We start from the raw sequence: 16068 nt of genomic DNA on the forward strand, positions 1-16068 counted from the left end.
TTTCGAGCGTCGCTTTATAGTGATGATATAATATATCAAGTTTGAATTGCTGCGATGCGGCAGGGCGTGCGCGGCGTGCCGACAAGCCGCATCAGCGCGAGCGGTGAAGCCTCGGATTGGGCTGCAGCGACTTGATCACCATCAGGAAATCGTCGTTGCGCAAGATTCGTTCGAACTGGAAGCCGGCACGGCTGCCGTCCGTCCAGACGAGGAACGCCTCGATCCGGCCGATGTGCTGAAGCCGGATGGTGATGCGCTCGCCGCGCTGGAGAGCGACCTCTCCCTTGACCATGAAGCCCGTGGTCGAGAGGTTGGTCACGTGCAGCATCACGTCCCCGAGCCGGCGGTGTTCGCCGATCAGGGGCAGGTCAACCGGATGGCGGGTCGAAAGCCGCTGGTCGGTGACGGATAGCTGTGCGCCGCTGGCCATGGTGCCTCCTCGTGATGGTCAAGCACGAGCGGTTCTGGTCCGAATTGGCTTATATTTCGTAAAGACCCGGCACCGTTTTGCCGCTTTCCGGTAAGTGCGTGCCGGTTAACGGCAAGCGCTTGCCGGTTCCTCGGTGCATCAGGCAGGGCGCCTCAGGCCGGGCGCAGGACCCCGTGCTTCTTCTTGCCCGAGGATATCCGCACTTCCGCGCCGGCCACCGTGATGACATGCGCTTCGTCGGTCACTGCCTGCCCCTCGACACGCGCTCCACCGCCGGCGATGAGGCGCTTGGCCTCGCCGCGGCTGGCGGCAAAGCCGAGGCCGATAAGGGCGTCAACGAGCGCGATACTGCCTTCCGCCACCGCCAGCGAGGGCAGGTCCTGCCCCACGCCGCCGGCAAAGGTTGCGGCCGCCGTGGCTTCCGCCGCTGCCGCCGCCTCCGGCCCACGCACCAGCTTCGTCACTTCATTCGCCAGCACGACCTTGGCGGCGTTGATCTCGCTGCCGCCGAGTGTCTCCAGCCGGGCGATCTCGTCCAGCGGGAGGTCGGTAAACAGACGCAGGAAGCGTCCGACGTCGCGGTCGTCGACATTGCGCCAGTACTGCCAGAAATCCCAGGCGGGGAGCGCATCCTCGTTGAGCCAGACCGCACCCGCCGCCGTCTTGCCCATCTTGGCGCCGTCCGCCGTCGTCAGCAGCGGGGTGGTAAGGCCGAAGACTTCCTTGCCTTCCATGCGGCGGGTCAGTTCGATCCCGTTGACGATGTTGCCCCACTGGTCAGAGCCGCCCATCTGCAAGCGGCACCCGGCGGTGAGGGCGAGCTCGCGGAAATCGTAGGCCTGCAGGATCATGTAGTTGAATTCGAGGAAGGTCAGCGGCTGCTCGCGCTCCAGCCGCAGCTTGACCGAATCGAACGTCATCATCCGGTTGATGGTGAAGTGCGGGCCGACGGTGCGCAGCAGATCGACGTAGCCCAGCTTGCCCAGCCAGTCGTCGTTGTCGACCATCACCGCGTCGGTCGGGCCCTCGCCAAAGGTCAGCAGCTTTTCGAACACGGTGCGGATCGAGGCGATGTTGGCCTTGATGTCGTCCGACGTGAGCATCTTGCGGCTCTCGTCCTTGCCCGAGGGATCGCCCACCTTGGTCGTCCCGCCGCCCATCAGCACGATCGGCTTGTGCCCGGCCTGCTGGAGACGGCGGAGCATCATGATCTGGACGAGGCTGCCGACGTGGAGCGATGGCGCCGTCGCGTCGAAGCCGATATAGCCGGGCACGACCTGCTTGGCGGCAAGCGCATCGAGCCCTGCGGCATCGGTGACCTGGTGGATATAGCCGCGCTCGTCGAGCAGGCGGAGGAGAGTGGAGCTGTACTGCGTCATGACGAGGGCGCGCCTAGCACGAAAGGTTCCGGCTTGGAAACGTTCGACCTGAAGGCGCACGCCGCACATCCGGCCAGGTTCGTGAGCGGGGTTGCCGCGCGCATTCTCGCGCTGGATGCAGACTGGCTGACGCTGCGCTGGAAGGTGGATGGGGCAGGGGCGCTGGTCGTGCCGCCATTCGCCGGGCGGGCGCGGACGGACGGACTGTGGCAGACGACCTGTTTCGAACTGTTCGTGAAGGCGCCGGGCGCTGAGAGCTACGCCGAGTTCAACCTGTCGCCCTCGGAGCGATGGGCCGCCTATGATTTCGCCGGCTACCGGGCGGGCATGGCTGAGCGGGCGGTGGAGCGCGCGCCGGTGTGTACGCCCCGTCGCGGCGGTTCTGTGCTGATCTTCGATGCGGCGATCCCGGTGCGCGCGCTGCCGCCGCTGCCCTGGGTTTATGGCCTGACGGCGGTGATCGAGGAGGAGGGCGGCGTGAAATCCTATTGGGCGATGGCGCACCCGCCGGAAAAGCCCGACTTCCACGATCCGGCTTGCATGGCCGGGCGGCTTGCGGCACCGGAAGCCTCATGAAATTCGGTATTGATCGCCTCCTCGCCGACGCCGCGCTGCGTACGCCGCTTGAGGGCAAGCGCGTCGCCCTCGTCGCCCATCCTGCCTCGGTGACGGAGGGGCTTGTCCATTCGCTCGATGCGCTGGCCGCCTGCCCGGGGATCACGCTCACCGCCGCGTTCGGGCCGCAGCATGGGCTGCGCGGCGACAAGCAGGACAACATGGTCGAGACCGAGGACTTCATCGATCCGGCGCTCGGCATCCCCGTCTTCAGCCTCTACGGCGAGGTGCGGCGGCCGACGGCGCGGATGATGGACAGCGCGGATGTGTTCCTGTTCGATCTGCAGGACCTGGGCTGCCGGATCTACACGTTCGTGACGACGCTGCTCTATCTGCTCGAAGCGGCAAGCGGGACCGGCAAGGCCGTGTGGGTGCTCGACCGGCCAAATCCGGCGGGGCGGCCGGTGGAAGGCACGACCTTGCTGGCCGGCTGGGAGAGCTTTGTGGGCGCGGGGCCGATGCCGATGCGGCACGGGATGACGCTGGGCGAGATGGGCCGCTGGTTCGTCGATCATTTCAAGCTCGACGTGGACTACCGCGTGGTGGCGATGGAGGGCTGGGCGCCCGAGGGGCCCGGCTTCGGTTGGCCGCAGGACCGCATCTGGATCAATCCTTCTCCCAATGCCGCGAGCCTCAACATGGCGCGCGCCTATGCGGGCACGGTCATGATCGAGGGCGCGACGCTTTCGGAAGGGCGCGGGACGACGCGGCCCCTCGAAGTGCTGTTTGGCGCGCCGGATGTGGACGCCAAGGCCGTGCTCGCCGAGATGCGGGCGTTCGCGCCGGAGTGGCTGGCGGGCTGTGCGCTGCGCGAGTGCTGGTTCGAGCCAACGTTCCACAAGCATGCGGGAAAGCTGTGCCATGCGCTGATGATCCATGCGGAAGGTGCATTCTATGATCACCACGCGTTCCGGCCATGGCGGCTGCAGGCCCTCGCGTTCAAGGCGGTGCGGAGGCTGTATCCCGATTATCCCCTGTGGCGCGATTTTCCGTACGAATATGTCACCGACAAGCTGGCGATCGACGTGATCAACGGCGGGCCGGGTTTGCGGGAGTGGGTGGACAACCCGGCGAGCACACCGGCTGATCTTGAAGCGCTGGCAGGGCCGGACGAGGCGGCATGGCGCGAGACGCGGGCCGCCTGGCTTCTGTACTGAAGCGGGACAGAAGTCCGCCAGGTTGACACGGTTGACACAGTCCTAAGGACAAACCGCGGGGGCGGTTTTTTTGGGGTCTCTGGCACACGACCCGATCGGCATGAGCGGGTTTTCGGGTGGGTTCACGAGATTCAAAGAGCAGACTTCGATCCTAAGCGAACCGCAGGTCTGTAGGACAGGGCAATCTCGGCTCCCTTCGTTTTCCGAACCGGCTGCGCTTGCAGTTGCCCGGCGATCTGGCGCGGGCTAGCCTCGGTGCGGAAAAGACGGGAGCGGCTGTGATGATCCTGATACTGACGGCAGCGGCACTGGCCGTTACGGCGCAGACTGCGCCCGGGGCTGCAGGCGGAGGGGCAGCAGCGGGAGGGGCACCCGAACTCCTCAATGAAGCTGTAGTCTATCTGGCCGGTGATTATCCCACGGAATCGCTGGTGCGCGAGGAGCAGGGCATCGTCTCGGTCGTGCTCGATGTCTCGCCCAAAGGCGCGGTGACGGGGTGCCGCGTGACGGAAAGCTCCGGCTGGGCGCGGCTCGACTGGGCCAGCTGCGCGCTGGCCCGCAAGCGGTCGCGCTTCAAGCCCGCCCAGGATGCAGCCGGCCAGCCGGTGACCGGGCAATACCGCATGGCGGCGGCGTGGTGGCTGCCCGGCCTCGCGCTCCAGACGGCGCAGCTCGATGTGCCGATGCAGCTTTCGCGCGTGCCGCAAGGCTATCGCCAGCCGGTGGCAGCGCGGCTGATCTTCAATGCCGAGGGCCATGTGACAGACTGCACGGTGACCACCAGCAGCGGCAGCGCGGCGGCGGACCGCGCGGTGTGTGCCTATAGCAGACAGGCCGTGACCATCGCGCCGCCGCGGCCGCCTGCCGGAAGCGGCGGCACTGTTGCGGTGCGCTATCTCAAGGCGGCCCTGTTTGCCCCGACCGGCCAATCTGCCTCGACAGGCACGGCGGGCGGATCGTAGAGCGCCTGCGCAAGCGGCGCTCAGTCCGGTTTGGGCGGCATCTTGAAGCGGGCTTCGCCGATCCGGTCGCGGTGGCGCGAGGCGAGGGTGTAGCCGAGCAGCGCAAGCAGAATCGTGCCGACGAGGATCAGGTAGGGCACATTGGTGCTCGCGTCGGCGCTGCCTTTGAGGCTGGCAAAGACGTCTGCCGCGCCCGTCATGACGATCAGGATCGTCAGTATGAACGCAGGGGAGGGCTCGTCCAGCGTTGGATCGGCCTCGCCCAGTTGGCGGGCGCGTGCTCTCAGCAGAACGTCGATCCAGAACAGCGCGAACCAGCCGCCCTGAAGCGCGCTAACCGTATCCTTCGTGAGCGGAAAGAAGCCCACACGGCCGCCCAGCCACAGCGCGCCGGTGATCAAGGCCGCGATCGGAATCAGCTTCCTGATCGCCTTTTCCATCCTGGCGCGGGGCCACAGCTTCATGGCGCGCGCTCCGGCGCGCGGGCGATGGCAGGGATTGCTTCCTCGCGCCGTGCAAGGCGGCGTTTCAGCACGCGGTGGATGGCGGTGGCCACGAAAAACACACCGATGCATGCGTCAAGCAAGGCGATGTAAGGGGCGCCCTGCTGCCACTCGGCATAGCTGTGCCAAAGACTGCGCAATCCGAGCCAGCCGAAGATCACCGGGAGGAGATTGTAGCTGTCGGTGATGATGGTGTTCATCCTCTGACGGCCATGCTGTTCATACCATGGCGAGCAGGCGAATGCACGGCACGAACCGATCCGATTTGCCTCAACCCGCGTCGTGGAAAATGATGCCGAGTGTCTGGCGTTCGCCCGACAGCACGGTGCTGACCCCGTGCCGCATTGCGGACTTCGACCAGCCGGTGGCGACGAGGCGGGGCTTGTCGCGGACGGGGATCAGCGCGATCTGGCCTTGGTGGATGGGGACCACTTCGACGCGGCTTTGCATCCGGGGGCGGTTTTCCACCAGGGTCAGTGCGCCGCCGGTGTAGCTATCGTCCGGGCTCAGCATGACGACGGCCTGCAATGGGAAATGGATCGGCCCATAGAGGTCCTGATGGAGGCAGTTGTAATCGCCCGCGCGGTAGCGCAGCAGCAGCGGCGTGGGGCGCGGCTGGCCGAAGGCATGACAGCGCGCGAGCAGGACATCGTGGGTCATGGGCCAGATGTCCGTCTGGCCGAGCCGCTCCGACCAGACATTCGCGATGGCGGCGAGCGGGGGATAGAGCGCGGTGCGCAGGGCCTGCACCGCATCCGGCAGGGGATAGGCAAAGTAGCGGTATTCGCCCTTGCCGTAGCCGTGGCGGGCCATGGTGACGGTGGAGCGGAAGCGGCTGTCGTCGTGATAGCTGGCGGCGAGGGCGGCGCAGGTTGCGGGATCGAGCAGGCGCGGGGTCAGCGCGTAGCCGAGGTCGTCGAGGTTTCGGCCAAGCGCGGTCCAGTCGAGCGCGGCGATCTGTGCGGAGAGGGTGTCCATGGGATAGACCTTAGCGCGGGGGAGGGCGCGTGGCACTCCGGGACTTGCGTTTGAATTCGCCCTTCGCCTCGCCTCCTTCGACCCAGCAATTGGCGCGGGAGGGCGGGAAAGATCGACCGGGACGCGGGGCCTATGAGCCTTCCTTAAGCCTTTTTCCTTATAGCCCTTGGCTTGATCGACAAGCGGGACGACTTTGTGAGCTGCAATCACTGCGGAACGACCGGCGCGGACCATCTGTTCCGGGCCAAGGGCTATGATCTGGTGCGCTGCACCGGCTGCGGCCTTGCCTATATCGCCAATCCGCCGAGCGCGGAGGACCTCAAGGTGCTCTATTCGGCGGGGGCGGACTATCACGCGGCGCTGTGCGATCCGGCGAGTGCGACCTTCCGGACGCAGGACCGCATCGCGGTGCGGCATCTGGCAGAGACGCGGCGGGGCGTGCAACGCGGGCAGCTGCTGGATGTGGGCTGCTCGATCGGGCAGTTCGCCGCGCGGGCCAAGGCCGCGGGGTTTGCCGCGACGGGGCTGGAAATGAACGCGGCGAGCGCCGATTTCGCGCGGGGGCATTTCGGGATCGAGGTGGCCGAAGGCACGATCCATGATGCCCCGCAGGAAGCCGGTTCACTCGACGTGCTGACGATGTTCGACGTGATCGAGCATGTGCCCGATCCGCTGGGGGATTTGTGCAAGGCCCATGATCTGCTGGCCCCGGGCGGCCTGATCGTGCTGTCCACGCCCAATATCGACGGGCTGTTTCCGCGCGCCTCGTTGCCGCTGGCAAAGAAGCTGGACTACTGGCCGCATCCGGAGCCGCCGTATCACCTCTACCAGTTCTCCGCGAAGACGCTGGGGGCGATGCTGGAGAAGGCCGGATTTGCGGTGTGCGAGACCCGGCATTTCGCCATCGATCTTGCCTATACCTTCGGCCAGATGCAGACCTTGCTGCGGATGCCGAAGCGGCTCGCCTATGCCGGGCTGTTTGCGCCCATGGCGGCGGCGGGGCCGTGGCTGGGGCAGGGCGACTGGATCTATGTCACGGCGCGCAAGGCGGCGTGATTGCCCTGCTGGCTGGTTGACTGTTTCTGGCCGGGGCCCGACCCTGCGCCGCGAAGGAGACAGACATGGTCGAGGCACGGTGGAACGGCGCGGTGATTGCGCGCAGCGATGAGACGGTGGTGGTCGAGGGCAACCACTACTTCCCGCTCGAGGCGGTGGATGCAGCGGTGCTGAAACCGAGCGCGACGACGAGCGTGTGCCCGTGGAAGGGGACGGCGCAGTATTACTCGCTGGTGGTTGACGGCGCGGAAAACCGGGATGCGGCGTGGTATTACGCCGAGCCCAAGGACAAGGCCGCCGCGATCAGGGGGCGGTTGGCGTTCTGGAAGGGTGTGCAGGTGGGGTGAGGTCGGCCGATGCTTCGGATCGATCGGTCGGCTTGAAACTCAGGTAAAATCCGATCGCAAGCACGGCCAAACCCAGAACCCTGAGCGCGTTGGCACAGATGGGGGCGATGTCGAGCTTTACCGAGCCTCCCGTCACGACGTAGCCGACAAACAGAAATGCCGCGATGGAATAGGCAATCGCAGCATACCGCGCGGCGGGGGTGAGGGAACCACCCGGGTTGCTGAGCCGCTGCACATGGCCTGCCACCGTCCAGATACCGGCGGAGGCGAGCATGATGGTCACCGTCAAGTCTTCCATCGAGCGCGCTCCTCAGTGAAACTGCGGTTTGATCGTATCACGCTGGCCCGCACGCCGGAACCGGAACCCTGACCATTATGGTGCCTAGCGCCAGACCGGCGCGCGCTTTTCCAGAAACGCTTCGATGCCCTCTGCGGTGTTCTCGTCCATCATGTTCTGCGCCATGACTTCGGCGGCGAGGGCATAGGCCTCCGCGCGGTGGACTTCGCGCTGGGCGTAGAACAGCGCCTTGCCGCGGCGGATGGCATCGGGGCTCTTGGCCGCGATGGTGGCCGCCAGCGTGTCGATGCGGGCATCGAGCTGCTCGGCAGGGACGGCGTGGTTGATGAGGCCCCAGTCCTCGGCGGTGTGTGCGCTGATGAATTCGCCCGTCACCAGCATTTCGAACGCGGGCTTGGCGGGAACATTGCGGGTGAGCGCGACCGCGGGCGTCGAGCAGAACAGGCCGACATTGATGCCCGAGACGGCAAAGCGGGCGTCCTGGCTGGCGATGGCGAGATCGCAGGCGCCGACGAGCTGGCACCCGGCAGCGGTGGCGATGCCGTGGACGCGGGCGATGACGGGGACGGGGAGCGCGACGATGGCTTCCATCACATCCGCGCAGGCGGCGAACAGGGTGCGGTAGTAATCCAGCCGCCGCTGGCCGTGCATCTGCCTGAGGTCATGCCCGGCGCAGAACGCCTTGCCCGCGCCGGAGAGGACGACGCAGGCGATCGTGGGATCGGCGGCGAGGCTGGTCAGTTCGGCCTTGAGCGCGGCGAGCAGGTCCTCGCTGAGCGCGTTGTACTGTTGCGGGCGGTTGAGGGTGAGATCGACGCGGGTGCCGCGGCGGGCGCTGGTGAGGATTTCGTTGTCGGACATGAGCGGCGACCTCTCCTGTTTCGGGGCAGCTTACGCCTGTGCGGGCGGGGATCAAGTCGGGCTTGTTGCGGTCCGCATTTACCCCTCCACCACCGCCTGCGGCGGCGGTCCCCCTCCCCGGGACAGGCTCGGGGAAGAATGGTCAGTGCTTCTTGCGGGTCAGCTCGCGCATCGCGCCGTCGAGGCCTTCGAGGCTGAGCGGGAACATCGAGCCGCCGACGAGATCCTTGATCATCTTGGTCGACTGCGAATAGTTCCACTGCTTCTCGGGCACCGGATTGAGCCAGACCGTGGCAGGATAGGTCTGCGCGACGCGGTGGAGCCAGACGGCGCCGGCCTCCTCGTTGAAATGCTCGACCGAGCCGCCGGGGTGGCTTATCTCATAGGGGCTCATCGCCGCATCGCCGACGAACACGATCTTGTAGTCGTGGCCGTACTTGTGGAGGATGTCCCAGGTGTTGGTCCGTTCCGACCAGCGGCGCTTGTTGTCCTTCCACACGCCTTCGTAGAGGCAATTGTGGAAATAGAAGAACTCCATGTTCTTGAATTCGGCGGTGGCGGCGCTGAACAGCTCCTCCACCAGCTTGATGAACGGATCCATCGAGCCGCCGACGTCGAGGAACAGGAGCAGTTTGACCGCATTGCGCCGTTCGGGGCGCATGCGGATATCGAGCCAGCCCTGCTTCGCCGTGCCTTCGATCGTGCCGGGGAGGTCCAGCTCGTCGGCATGGCCCTCGCGCGCGAAGCGGCGCAGGCGGCGCAGCGCGATCTTGATGTTGCGGGTGCCGAGCTCCTTGGTGTTGTCGAGATTGGCGAACTCGCGCTTTTCCCAGACCTTGATCGCGCGGCCGTGCTTGCCCTCGCCGCCGATGCGCACGCCTTCGGGGTTGTAGCCGCCGTGGCCGAACGGGCTGGTGCCGCCGGTGCCGATCCACTTGTTGCCGCCCTCGTGGCGCTCTTTCTGTTCTTCAAGCCGCTTCTTGAGCGTCTCCATGATCTCGTCCCACGAGCCGAGCGCCTTGATCTTCTCCATTTCCTCTTCGCTGAGGAACTTCTCGGCGACGGCGCGGAGCCAGTCTTCCGGAATGTCGACCGGGCGCTGGCCATAGTCGGTGAGCAGGCCCTTGAAGACCTTGTTGAACACCTGATCGAAGCGGTCGAGCAGGCCCTCGTCCTTCACGAAGGTGGCGCGGCTGAGGTAGTAGAATGCCTCGGGCGTCTGCTCGATCACGTCCTTGTCGAGCGCTTCGAGCAGGGTGAGATGCTCCTTGAAGCTGGCCTTAATGCCCGCCGCGCGCAGCTCGTCGATGAAGTTGAAGAACATTTATTTCTCACACGGTTTGATGTCTTGGAGCCAACGATCGACGTGTAACGAGCTATTGTAAGGGTTTCCATCCAATGAGATTGAAAGGTGGCGATAGGGCTCAATTCTCCAATCGGCCTTAACTCTTCCTCCAATCATGCTATCGAACGAAAACTCTGGCTCGCCTCTCGCCTTTTTTTCTTCTTCAATTGCTCTGATGAATGTCTTTAGGTTAGGGCTAAGTTCAATTTGAACAGCAGTTACCCGCCCCTTACAGAAAAAAATTTTCCCTTGGTTGTAATTCCACTGCTCGTCCGAACAACAGGATGCATCTGATTGCTTATCTGCAGGTTCTCCAAGTATCTCAATGACATCATTCTTGAAGATGCCTAACGTGATTTCGTATGGATTGTGGGTCACAGCCTGCGCGTCCGTCGCGAAAAGCAGGGTGCTCATTGCGATCAGGAGCGTGCGGATGAAGCCGAAATTCAGCGCTCGACCAACCGCATTCAATGGACGCATCGGCATAAATTGCCCTTCGTGAGCTGCGGTCTCATCCGCGCGTTAACCGGGTGATTAAGGGGAATGCCGGGCTTGGGCAAGCCTTACGAGGTGGGCGGCGGGGGCGGCTGCCTGGCGTGGCGTTCGATACCTTCGGGAAAGACCGCCCAGGCGGGGGCGTCGTCGGTCCAGATCACCATTTGCGGGGTGAGGTCGTGCGGCGGGGTGATGAAGCCCACGCGCAGGGTGCGGAACTGGGGGCGGGCGGAGACCTGGCCCATGACGGGGGTGCCGCAGGCTGCGCAGAACGACTGGGTGAGGGTGTTGCCGCTGGCGGCGGTGTAGGCATGGGTGCCGAGCGTGCCGGTGATGGTGACGTCGGCGGTCAGGAACATCGCGTTGGTGGTGTGCGCGCCGGCGGCGACCTGCTGGCACTGGCGGCACCAGCACTGACGCACCGCGATGGGCGCTTCGGCGGCGATGGTGGCGGTGACGGCCCCGCAGGCGCAGCGTCCGGTATAGGCCATGGCAAGTCCCTCACATTTGGTATTGTTAGGTACACATACAATTTGTAGGCTGCCGGCAATCGGAGAGGACACCCACAACCATGCTCAAGCTCTACAGTTTCGGACCCGCTGCCAACTCGTTGAAGCCGCTCCTCACACTCTATGAGAAGGGGCTGCCGTTCGAGAAGAACCGGCTCGATCCTGCCAAATTCGAGCACCATACCGACTGGTTCAAGGCGATCAACCCGCGCGGGCAGGTGCCCGCTCTCGTCGATGGCGACCACGTGATCACCGAAAGCACGGTGATATGCGAGTACCTTGAGGACGAGTACCCGACCGAGGTCAAGCTGCGGCCCGAGACCTCGTGGGGCAAGGCGCAGATGCGGGTCTGGACCAAGTGGGTGGACGAGTATTTCTGCTGGTGCGTTTCGACTATCGGCTGGCACCGCTATGTGGGCAACATGGTGAAGAGCCTTTCCGACGCGGAGTTCGAGGAGAAGGTGAAAGCCATTCCCGTGGTCGAGCAGCAGGTGAAGTGGCGCCGCGCACGCGAGGGCTTTCCGCAGGACCTGCTCGACGAGGAAATGCGCAAGATCGGCTATTCGGTGGAACGGCTGGATGCGCACCTCAGGCAGCATGAATGGCTGGTGCCGGGGCAGTATACGCTGGCGGATATCTGCAACTTCGCCATCGCGAACGGGATGCAGCTAGGCTTTCCGGAGTTTGTGAGCGCCGAGAAGACGCCGGGTCTGGTGCGCTGGATCGAGCAGATCAAGGCGCGCCCGGCGGTAAAGCAGATGTATGCCGAAGTGGAGCTGGAGCAGCTGGGCCCGCGGGATTGAAGTTGGAATTTGAGGCTCTCTCCCCTGAAGGGGAGAGGGCTATTCAAACCGGCGGTGGGCCCTTGGGGTGCTTCGGCATGCCTTCCGGGATAGGCGCCCAGCTCGGCGCGCTTTCCGTCCAGATCGCGGCGGTGGGCGGGCAGAGTTCGGGGTTGTCGAGCGTGCCCGCGCGCACGCGCATCGGTAGCCCGGTGGGGGTGACGGTGCGGCTGTAGATCTGGCTGCCGCAGACCTTGCAGAAGCCGCGCTCCACGGTGTTGCCGCTGTCCGCGATCATTGTGAACAGCCCGAGATCGCCGGTGATCGAAACGGCTTCCTCCGGGAACAGCACGTTGACCGTGGCCGAACCGCTGGCGATGCGCTGGCAATCGCGGCACCAGCACATCCGTGCGCCGAGGGGATCGGCCGCGATGGTGAAGCGCACCGCGCCGCAGAGGCATCCGCCGGGATGGTTCACCTCAGTTCGAAGGCCGCCGCGCCATGAAGGCGAGGCGTTCGAACAGCATCACGTCCTGCTCGTTCTTGAGCAGCGCGCCGTGAAGGGGCGGGATCGCCTTGGTCGGGTCGCGGTTTTGCAGGACGTCGAGCGGCATGTCCTCGTTGAGGAGGAGCTTGAGCCAGTCGAGCAGTTCGGACGTTGAGGGCTTCTTCTTGAGGCCGGGAACTTCGCGCACCTCGTAGAAGATATCCATCGCCTTGCTGACAAGGGTCTTCTGGATGCCGGGGAAGTGCACGTCGATGATCGACTGCATCGTCTGCCGATCCGGGAACTTGATGTAGTGGAAGAAGCAGCGGCGCAGGAACGCGTCGGGCAGTTCCTTCTCGTTGTTCGAGGTGATGACGACGATGGGGCGCTCCTTGGCGGCGATCGTCTCGTGCGTTTCGTAGACATCGAAGCTCATCCGGTCGAGCTCCTGGAGGAGGTCGTTCGGGAACTCGATATCGGCCTTGTCGATCTCGTCGATCAGCAGGACGGGAAGCTGCGGCGAGGTGAAGGCTTCCCACAGCTTGCCGCGGCGGATGTAGTTCGAGATCTCGTGCACGCGCGGATCGCCGAGCTGGCCATCGCGCAGGCGGGCGACCGCGTCGTATTCATAGAGGCCCTGCTGCGCCTTGGTGGTGGACTTGACGTTCCACTCGATCAGCGGCGCGCCCACAGCCTTGGCGATTTCATGCGCGAGGACGGTCTTGCCAGTGCCGGGCTCACCCTTCACCAGCAGGGGGCGGCGCAGCAGCACCGCGGCGTTGACTGCCACCTTGAGATCATCGGTGGCGACGTAGTTGCTGGTGCCTTCAAAGCGCATGGACATCCTCGACCTTCTTAACCGGTTGCTTAACGGATAGGGCGTGCAGGCGGGGCTGACAAGAGGCGGAAGGCCAGAGAGCGGAAGGCAAGTGGGCTGAACCGCCACAGGGATGCGGGGAAGCGACACTTGATTCCACGCCGGCCCGTTGCCGCCCCGCACCGCCGCGTGTAGGCGATGCGCGATGCCAGCTGCCGCCACCGTAAGCCCCGCGCGCTACGCTCCGTCGCGCCGCGACCGGGCGGTTTCGTTCGTGCTGGCGGTGCTGGTGGGGGTGTCGCTCATCGCCGTGCTGGTCATGATGACCGGCGTTGTCGGCGGTGGCAGCGCGGAAAACGGGCAGCTCGTGGCGGTCAACATCGCCCCGCCCTCGGCCGACAAGGACAAGCAGAAGGCCGCGCCCAAGCAGGACGTGAAGCAGGAGCAGGTGCAGACGGTGACCACGCCGCCGCCCAAACTGCCGCCGCATGTCGAGATCCCGAGCAAGAATCAGGTCGAATGGCCGCCGGGCTTCATCAAGCTGAGCCGCGAGGACATCGCCAAGGCCGACATCAGCCGGATCAAGCCGGCGGGCGGCGGCGGTGCGGCGGGCGCGGCGAGCGGCGGGGCAGGCAGCGCGGAGGGCAACGGCGCGGGTCCGGGCGGCGCGCGCGTCTACAATGCGGAATGGGTGCGCGAGCCGACCGATGCCGAGCTTTCGCCCTACATGCGCGCGGTGCGCGGCGGCGGGACCGGCGATTGGGCGATGATCATGTGCCACACGGTGGAGCGCAACCGGGTGGAGGATTGCCGGGAGATGGATGAGAGCCCGCGCGGATCGGGTCTGGCCCGGGCGCTGCGGCAGGCGGCATGGCAATTCCTGGTGCGGCCGCCGCGCGTGGACGGCAAGGTCATGGTCGGCGCGTGGGTGAGCATCCGCTTCGACTGGAAGGCACCGAAGGCCGCCGCAGGCGGGGTGGCCGGTCAGGACTAGCACCTGACCGGCCGGACCCCCGCACCTTCGCACAAGGCGCGGGGGCCAAGGGCTTGGCTCAGAATTCGGACCAGTTGTCCTCCTCGAAGTCGAGCGCGAGGTTTCCGTGGACGGGTGCGGGCGCGGCAGCCGCAAGCGGGCGCGGAGCAGGAGCCTTGGCCGCCGGGGTGTGGCGCGGAGGCGGCGGGGCCGCGACCGTGCCGGTCGAGGCGCTGATCGCCCCGCCCCGGAAGCGCGTCACGAGATTGGCGAGATTGGCTGCCTGCCCCGAAAGATTGCGCGATGCGGCGGCGCTTTCCTCGACCATCGCGGCGTTCTGCTGGGTCATCCGGTCAAGCTCGCCCATGGTCACGTTGACCTTGGAAATGCTCGCCGCCTGATCGACCGCGGCGGTGGCGATGCCTTCGACCAGCGCGCCGATCTCGGCCACCTGGGTGATGATGGCATCGAGCGCCTCGCCGGTTTCACCGACGAGCTGGACGCCCATCTCGACATGCTGCGCGCTGCTGCTGATGAGGCCCTTGATATCGCGTGCGGCTTCTGCCGAGCGCTGGGCCAGTGCGCGGACTTCGTTGGCGACGACTGCAAAGCCGCGGCCCGCCTCGCCAGCGCGCGCGGCCTCGACCCCGGCGTTGAGCGCCAGCAGGTTGGTCTGGAAGGCTATGCCATCGATGAGGTCGATGATCTGGGTGATCGTTTTCGAGCTTTCGACGATCGAATCCATCGCGCCGACCGCCCGCTTGACCACATCGCCGCCGGCATTGGCGCGGTCGGTGGCCCGCACGATGGTTTCGCGCACGGCTCCGGCGTTCTGCGCGCTCTGCTCGACCTTGGCGGTCACGTCGCGCATGGCGTTGGCGGCGGATTCGAGGCTGGCTGCCTGCTGTTCGGTGCGGCTGGCGAGATCGTCGGAGGCGGCGCGTATTTCGGTCGAGCCGGTCTGGACGCTGCTGGCGGTGCCGGCGACCGAGCCGATGACTTGCTCGAGTTCGCTCGCCATCGCGTTGAAATCGGTCTTGAGCCGCGCGAAGGGGCCCTCCAGCGCGGCGGTGACGCGGGCGGAAAGGTCGCCTTCCTTGAACTTTGCCAGCGCCGCGCCGAGCGTGCTGACGATGAGCTCGACCTGTTCGGCCTTGCTGCTTTCGGCGCGGGCAAGCTGATCCTGAAGAGCGCGCATCGCTCGGCCCAGCGCGCCGACTTCGTCTCGCGTATTGGGCACCTGAAGCGAACTATCGAGCCGGCCATCGGCAAGGTTCTGGATGGCGTGGGTGATCTGGCCGACCGGCTGGGCGACGAGGCGTACCATCATCAGGTAGATACCGCCCAGCGTGGCCAGCATGCCAAGCGCGGTGAGAATACCGGTCCACATGGCGACCTGATAGGACATCGCCGCCTGCTGGCCGGCTTCGTCGATATGGTGCTTCTGGTAAACCGAAAGGTCCGTCAGCGCCTTCGTGGTCACTTCGACCGGCTCGTTCGAGGTGGCGAGGCGGGCGAGCGCTTCGGCGGTGCGGCCTTCGGAGGAAAGCTGGATGATCTGGCTGGTGTCCTGGCTCATCTGTTGCCAGCCCGCCTTGAAGGCCTTGAGATAGGCCTTTTCCTTGTCATCGAGATCGGTCGCCTCGAACGCGGCGGTCTCCGCGCTGATGATCTTCTGGTTCTTGGCAATGGCCGCTTCGGCATCGGCCCGCTCGAACTTGTCTGCGGCGAGGAGGTGGGCGCGCAGGGCGTTCTCGAACTCGGCCATGGCGTTGTTCACGTTGTCTGCCGAAAGCGCCTGGGGGACGTGATCCTCCGCGATTTCAATCTCGGCGCCGCGCATGACGCTCATGCGCCAGACCATCGTGCCGATCGCGGCGACCACGACCAGCGACAGCACCGCGAAGATCACCGCGAGCTTGCGTCCGATCGGAGCGTTCCTGAGATATTCCATGCCGAGTGAGCCCGTCTCTGCCGCCACGCGGGACTGCCCGGCGGATATCGGACCCGTTCTAGACGCGGGGAGGCTGCAAGGCGGTTTGGCAGAGGCTAGGGTGAAACCCGGAAGGGGCGG

At 65.5% G+C, this 16068-nt stretch carries 20 protein-coding genes; 7 read left to right on the top strand and 13 right to left on the bottom strand.

Features of this window, described 5'->3' with window-relative positions; translation table 11 throughout:
• Nucleotides 1-91: 91 nt before the first annotated feature.
• Nucleotides 92-430 carry a pilus assembly protein PilZ gene (locus tag AQZ52_RS10110; protein WP_067909987.1) on the bottom strand — a complete coding sequence of 113 codons (339 nt, stop codon included), beginning with the start codon at nt 428-430 and terminating at the stop codon, nt 92-94.
• A gap of 152 nt (nt 431-582) precedes the next feature.
• A complete protein-coding gene (gene tyrS / locus AQZ52_RS10115; protein WP_067909989.1) occupies nt 583-1809 on the bottom strand; it encodes a tyrosine--tRNA ligase in 1227 nt (408 codons plus the stop codon).
• A 33-nt stretch (nt 1810-1842) separates the two neighbouring features.
• On the opposite strand from tyrS, the gene AQZ52_RS10120 reads away from it, so the two are divergent.
• The 3 genes from AQZ52_RS10120 (at nt 1843) to AQZ52_RS10130 (ending at nt 4543) form a co-directional block, all read left to right on the top strand.
• Nucleotides 1843-2385, top strand: a complete 543-nt coding sequence (locus AQZ52_RS10120; RefSeq protein ID WP_067909991.1) for a DOMON-like domain-containing protein — start codon at nt 1843-1845, stop codon at nt 2383-2385.
• Complete coding sequence (locus AQZ52_RS10125) at nt 2382-3581, top strand: exo-beta-N-acetylmuramidase NamZ family protein (protein ID WP_067909994.1); 1200 nt, start codon at nt 2382-2384, stop codon at nt 3579-3581. Before AQZ52_RS10120 ends, AQZ52_RS10125 begins: the two co-directional genes overlap by 4 nt.
• A gap of 281 nt (nt 3582-3862) precedes the next feature.
• Nucleotides 3863-4543, top strand: a complete 681-nt coding sequence (locus AQZ52_RS10130) for a TonB family protein (protein ID WP_067909996.1) — start codon at nt 3863-3865, stop codon at nt 4541-4543.
• A gap of 20 nt (nt 4544-4563) precedes the next feature.
• On the opposite strand, the gene AQZ52_RS10135 is transcribed toward AQZ52_RS10130, so the two are convergent.
• The 3 genes from AQZ52_RS10135 to AQZ52_RS10145 form a co-directional block, all read right to left on the bottom strand.
• A complete protein-coding gene (locus tag AQZ52_RS10135; RefSeq protein ID WP_067909999.1) occupies nt 4564-5007 on the bottom strand; it encodes a hypothetical protein in 444 nt (147 codons plus the stop codon).
• Nucleotides 5004-5246 carry a hypothetical protein gene (locus AQZ52_RS10140; RefSeq protein ID WP_067910002.1) on the bottom strand — a complete coding sequence of 81 codons (243 nt, stop codon included), beginning with the start codon at nt 5244-5246 and terminating at the stop codon, nt 5004-5006. The genes AQZ52_RS10135 and AQZ52_RS10140 overlap by 4 nt, the downstream gene beginning before the upstream one ends.
• Before the next feature lie 70 nt (nt 5247-5316).
• Complete coding sequence (locus AQZ52_RS10145) at nt 5317-6024, bottom strand: 2OG-Fe(II) oxygenase (RefSeq protein WP_067910005.1); 708 nt, start codon at nt 6022-6024, stop codon at nt 5317-5319.
• 195 nt (nt 6025-6219) lie between these two features.
• Between AQZ52_RS10145 and AQZ52_RS10150 the strand changes: the two genes are divergently transcribed.
• A complete protein-coding gene (locus tag AQZ52_RS10150; RefSeq protein WP_169793735.1) occupies nt 6220-7080 on the top strand; it encodes a class I SAM-dependent methyltransferase in 861 nt (286 codons plus the stop codon).
• A 65-nt stretch (nt 7081-7145) separates the two neighbouring features.
• The gene (locus AQZ52_RS10155; RefSeq protein ID WP_067910010.1) at nt 7146-7427 is read left to right on the top strand and encodes a DUF427 domain-containing protein; all 282 of its coding nucleotides are present in this window, start codon (nt 7146-7148) and stop codon (nt 7425-7427) included.
• On the opposite strand, the gene AQZ52_RS18500 is transcribed toward AQZ52_RS10155, so the two are convergent.
• The 5 genes from AQZ52_RS18500 to AQZ52_RS10175 all read right to left on the bottom strand — a co-directional run bounded on the left by AQZ52_RS18500 (nt 7384) and on the right by AQZ52_RS10175 (nt 10917).
• Nucleotides 7384-7725: a hypothetical protein gene (locus AQZ52_RS18500; protein ID WP_156424894.1), complete on the bottom strand. Its 342-nt coding sequence runs from the start codon at nt 7723-7725 to the stop codon at nt 7384-7386. The genes AQZ52_RS10155 and AQZ52_RS18500 overlap by 44 nt on opposite strands.
• 84 nt (nt 7726-7809) lie before the next feature.
• Nucleotides 7810-8586, bottom strand: a complete 777-nt coding sequence (locus AQZ52_RS10160; protein ID WP_067910013.1) for an enoyl-CoA hydratase — start codon at nt 8584-8586, stop codon at nt 7810-7812.
• Nucleotides 8587-8728: 142 nt separating this feature from the next.
• Nucleotides 8729-9910, bottom strand: coding sequence for a vWA domain-containing protein (locus AQZ52_RS10165; protein ID WP_067910016.1), 1182 nt, complete (start codon nt 9908-9910; stop codon nt 8729-8731).
• Entirely contained in the window at nt 9911-10417 is a 507-nt protein-coding gene (locus tag AQZ52_RS10170) for a hypothetical protein (RefSeq protein ID WP_067910019.1), read from the bottom strand.
• Nucleotides 10418-10494: 77 nt separating this feature from the next.
• Complete coding sequence (locus AQZ52_RS10175) at nt 10495-10917, bottom strand: GFA family protein (RefSeq protein WP_067910021.1); 423 nt, start codon at nt 10915-10917, stop codon at nt 10495-10497.
• An 80-nt stretch (nt 10918-10997) separates the two neighbouring features.
• Between AQZ52_RS10175 and AQZ52_RS10180 the strand changes: the two genes are divergently transcribed.
• Complete coding sequence (locus AQZ52_RS10180; protein ID WP_067910024.1) at nt 10998-11738, top strand: glutathione S-transferase family protein; 741 nt, start codon at nt 10998-11000, stop codon at nt 11736-11738.
• Nucleotides 11739-11781: 43 nt separating this feature from the next.
• Here AQZ52_RS10180 and AQZ52_RS10185 read toward each other — a convergent pair whose 3' ends face one another.
• Together AQZ52_RS10185 and AQZ52_RS10190 are read right to left on the bottom strand one after the other, a co-directional pair.
• Entirely contained in the window at nt 11782-12195 is a 414-nt protein-coding gene (locus tag AQZ52_RS10185; protein WP_067910027.1) for a GFA family protein, read from the bottom strand.
• Between the two features lies 1 nt (nt 12196).
• Entirely contained in the window at nt 12197-13042 is an 846-nt protein-coding gene (locus tag AQZ52_RS10190; protein WP_067910031.1) for an AAA family ATPase, read from the bottom strand.
• A gap of 184 nt (nt 13043-13226) precedes the next feature.
• On the opposite strand from AQZ52_RS10190, the gene AQZ52_RS10195 reads away from it, so the two are divergent.
• Nucleotides 13227-14015: a hypothetical protein gene (locus tag AQZ52_RS10195; RefSeq protein ID WP_067910034.1), complete on the top strand. Its 789-nt coding sequence runs from the start codon at nt 13227-13229 to the stop codon at nt 14013-14015.
• Between the two features lie 58 nt (nt 14016-14073).
• Here AQZ52_RS10195 and AQZ52_RS10200 read toward each other — a convergent pair whose 3' ends face one another.
• On the bottom strand, nt 14074-15975 hold the full coding sequence (locus tag AQZ52_RS10200) for a methyl-accepting chemotaxis protein (RefSeq protein ID WP_156424895.1): 1902 nt from the start codon (nt 15973-15975) through the stop codon (nt 14074-14076).
• Between the last annotated feature and the right edge of the window lie 93 nt (nt 15976-16068).

This window comes from Novosphingobium fuchskuhlense, assembly GCF_001519075.1.
Classification (GTDB): Bacteria; Pseudomonadota; Alphaproteobacteria; order Sphingomonadales; family Sphingomonadaceae; genus Novosphingobium; species Novosphingobium fuchskuhlense.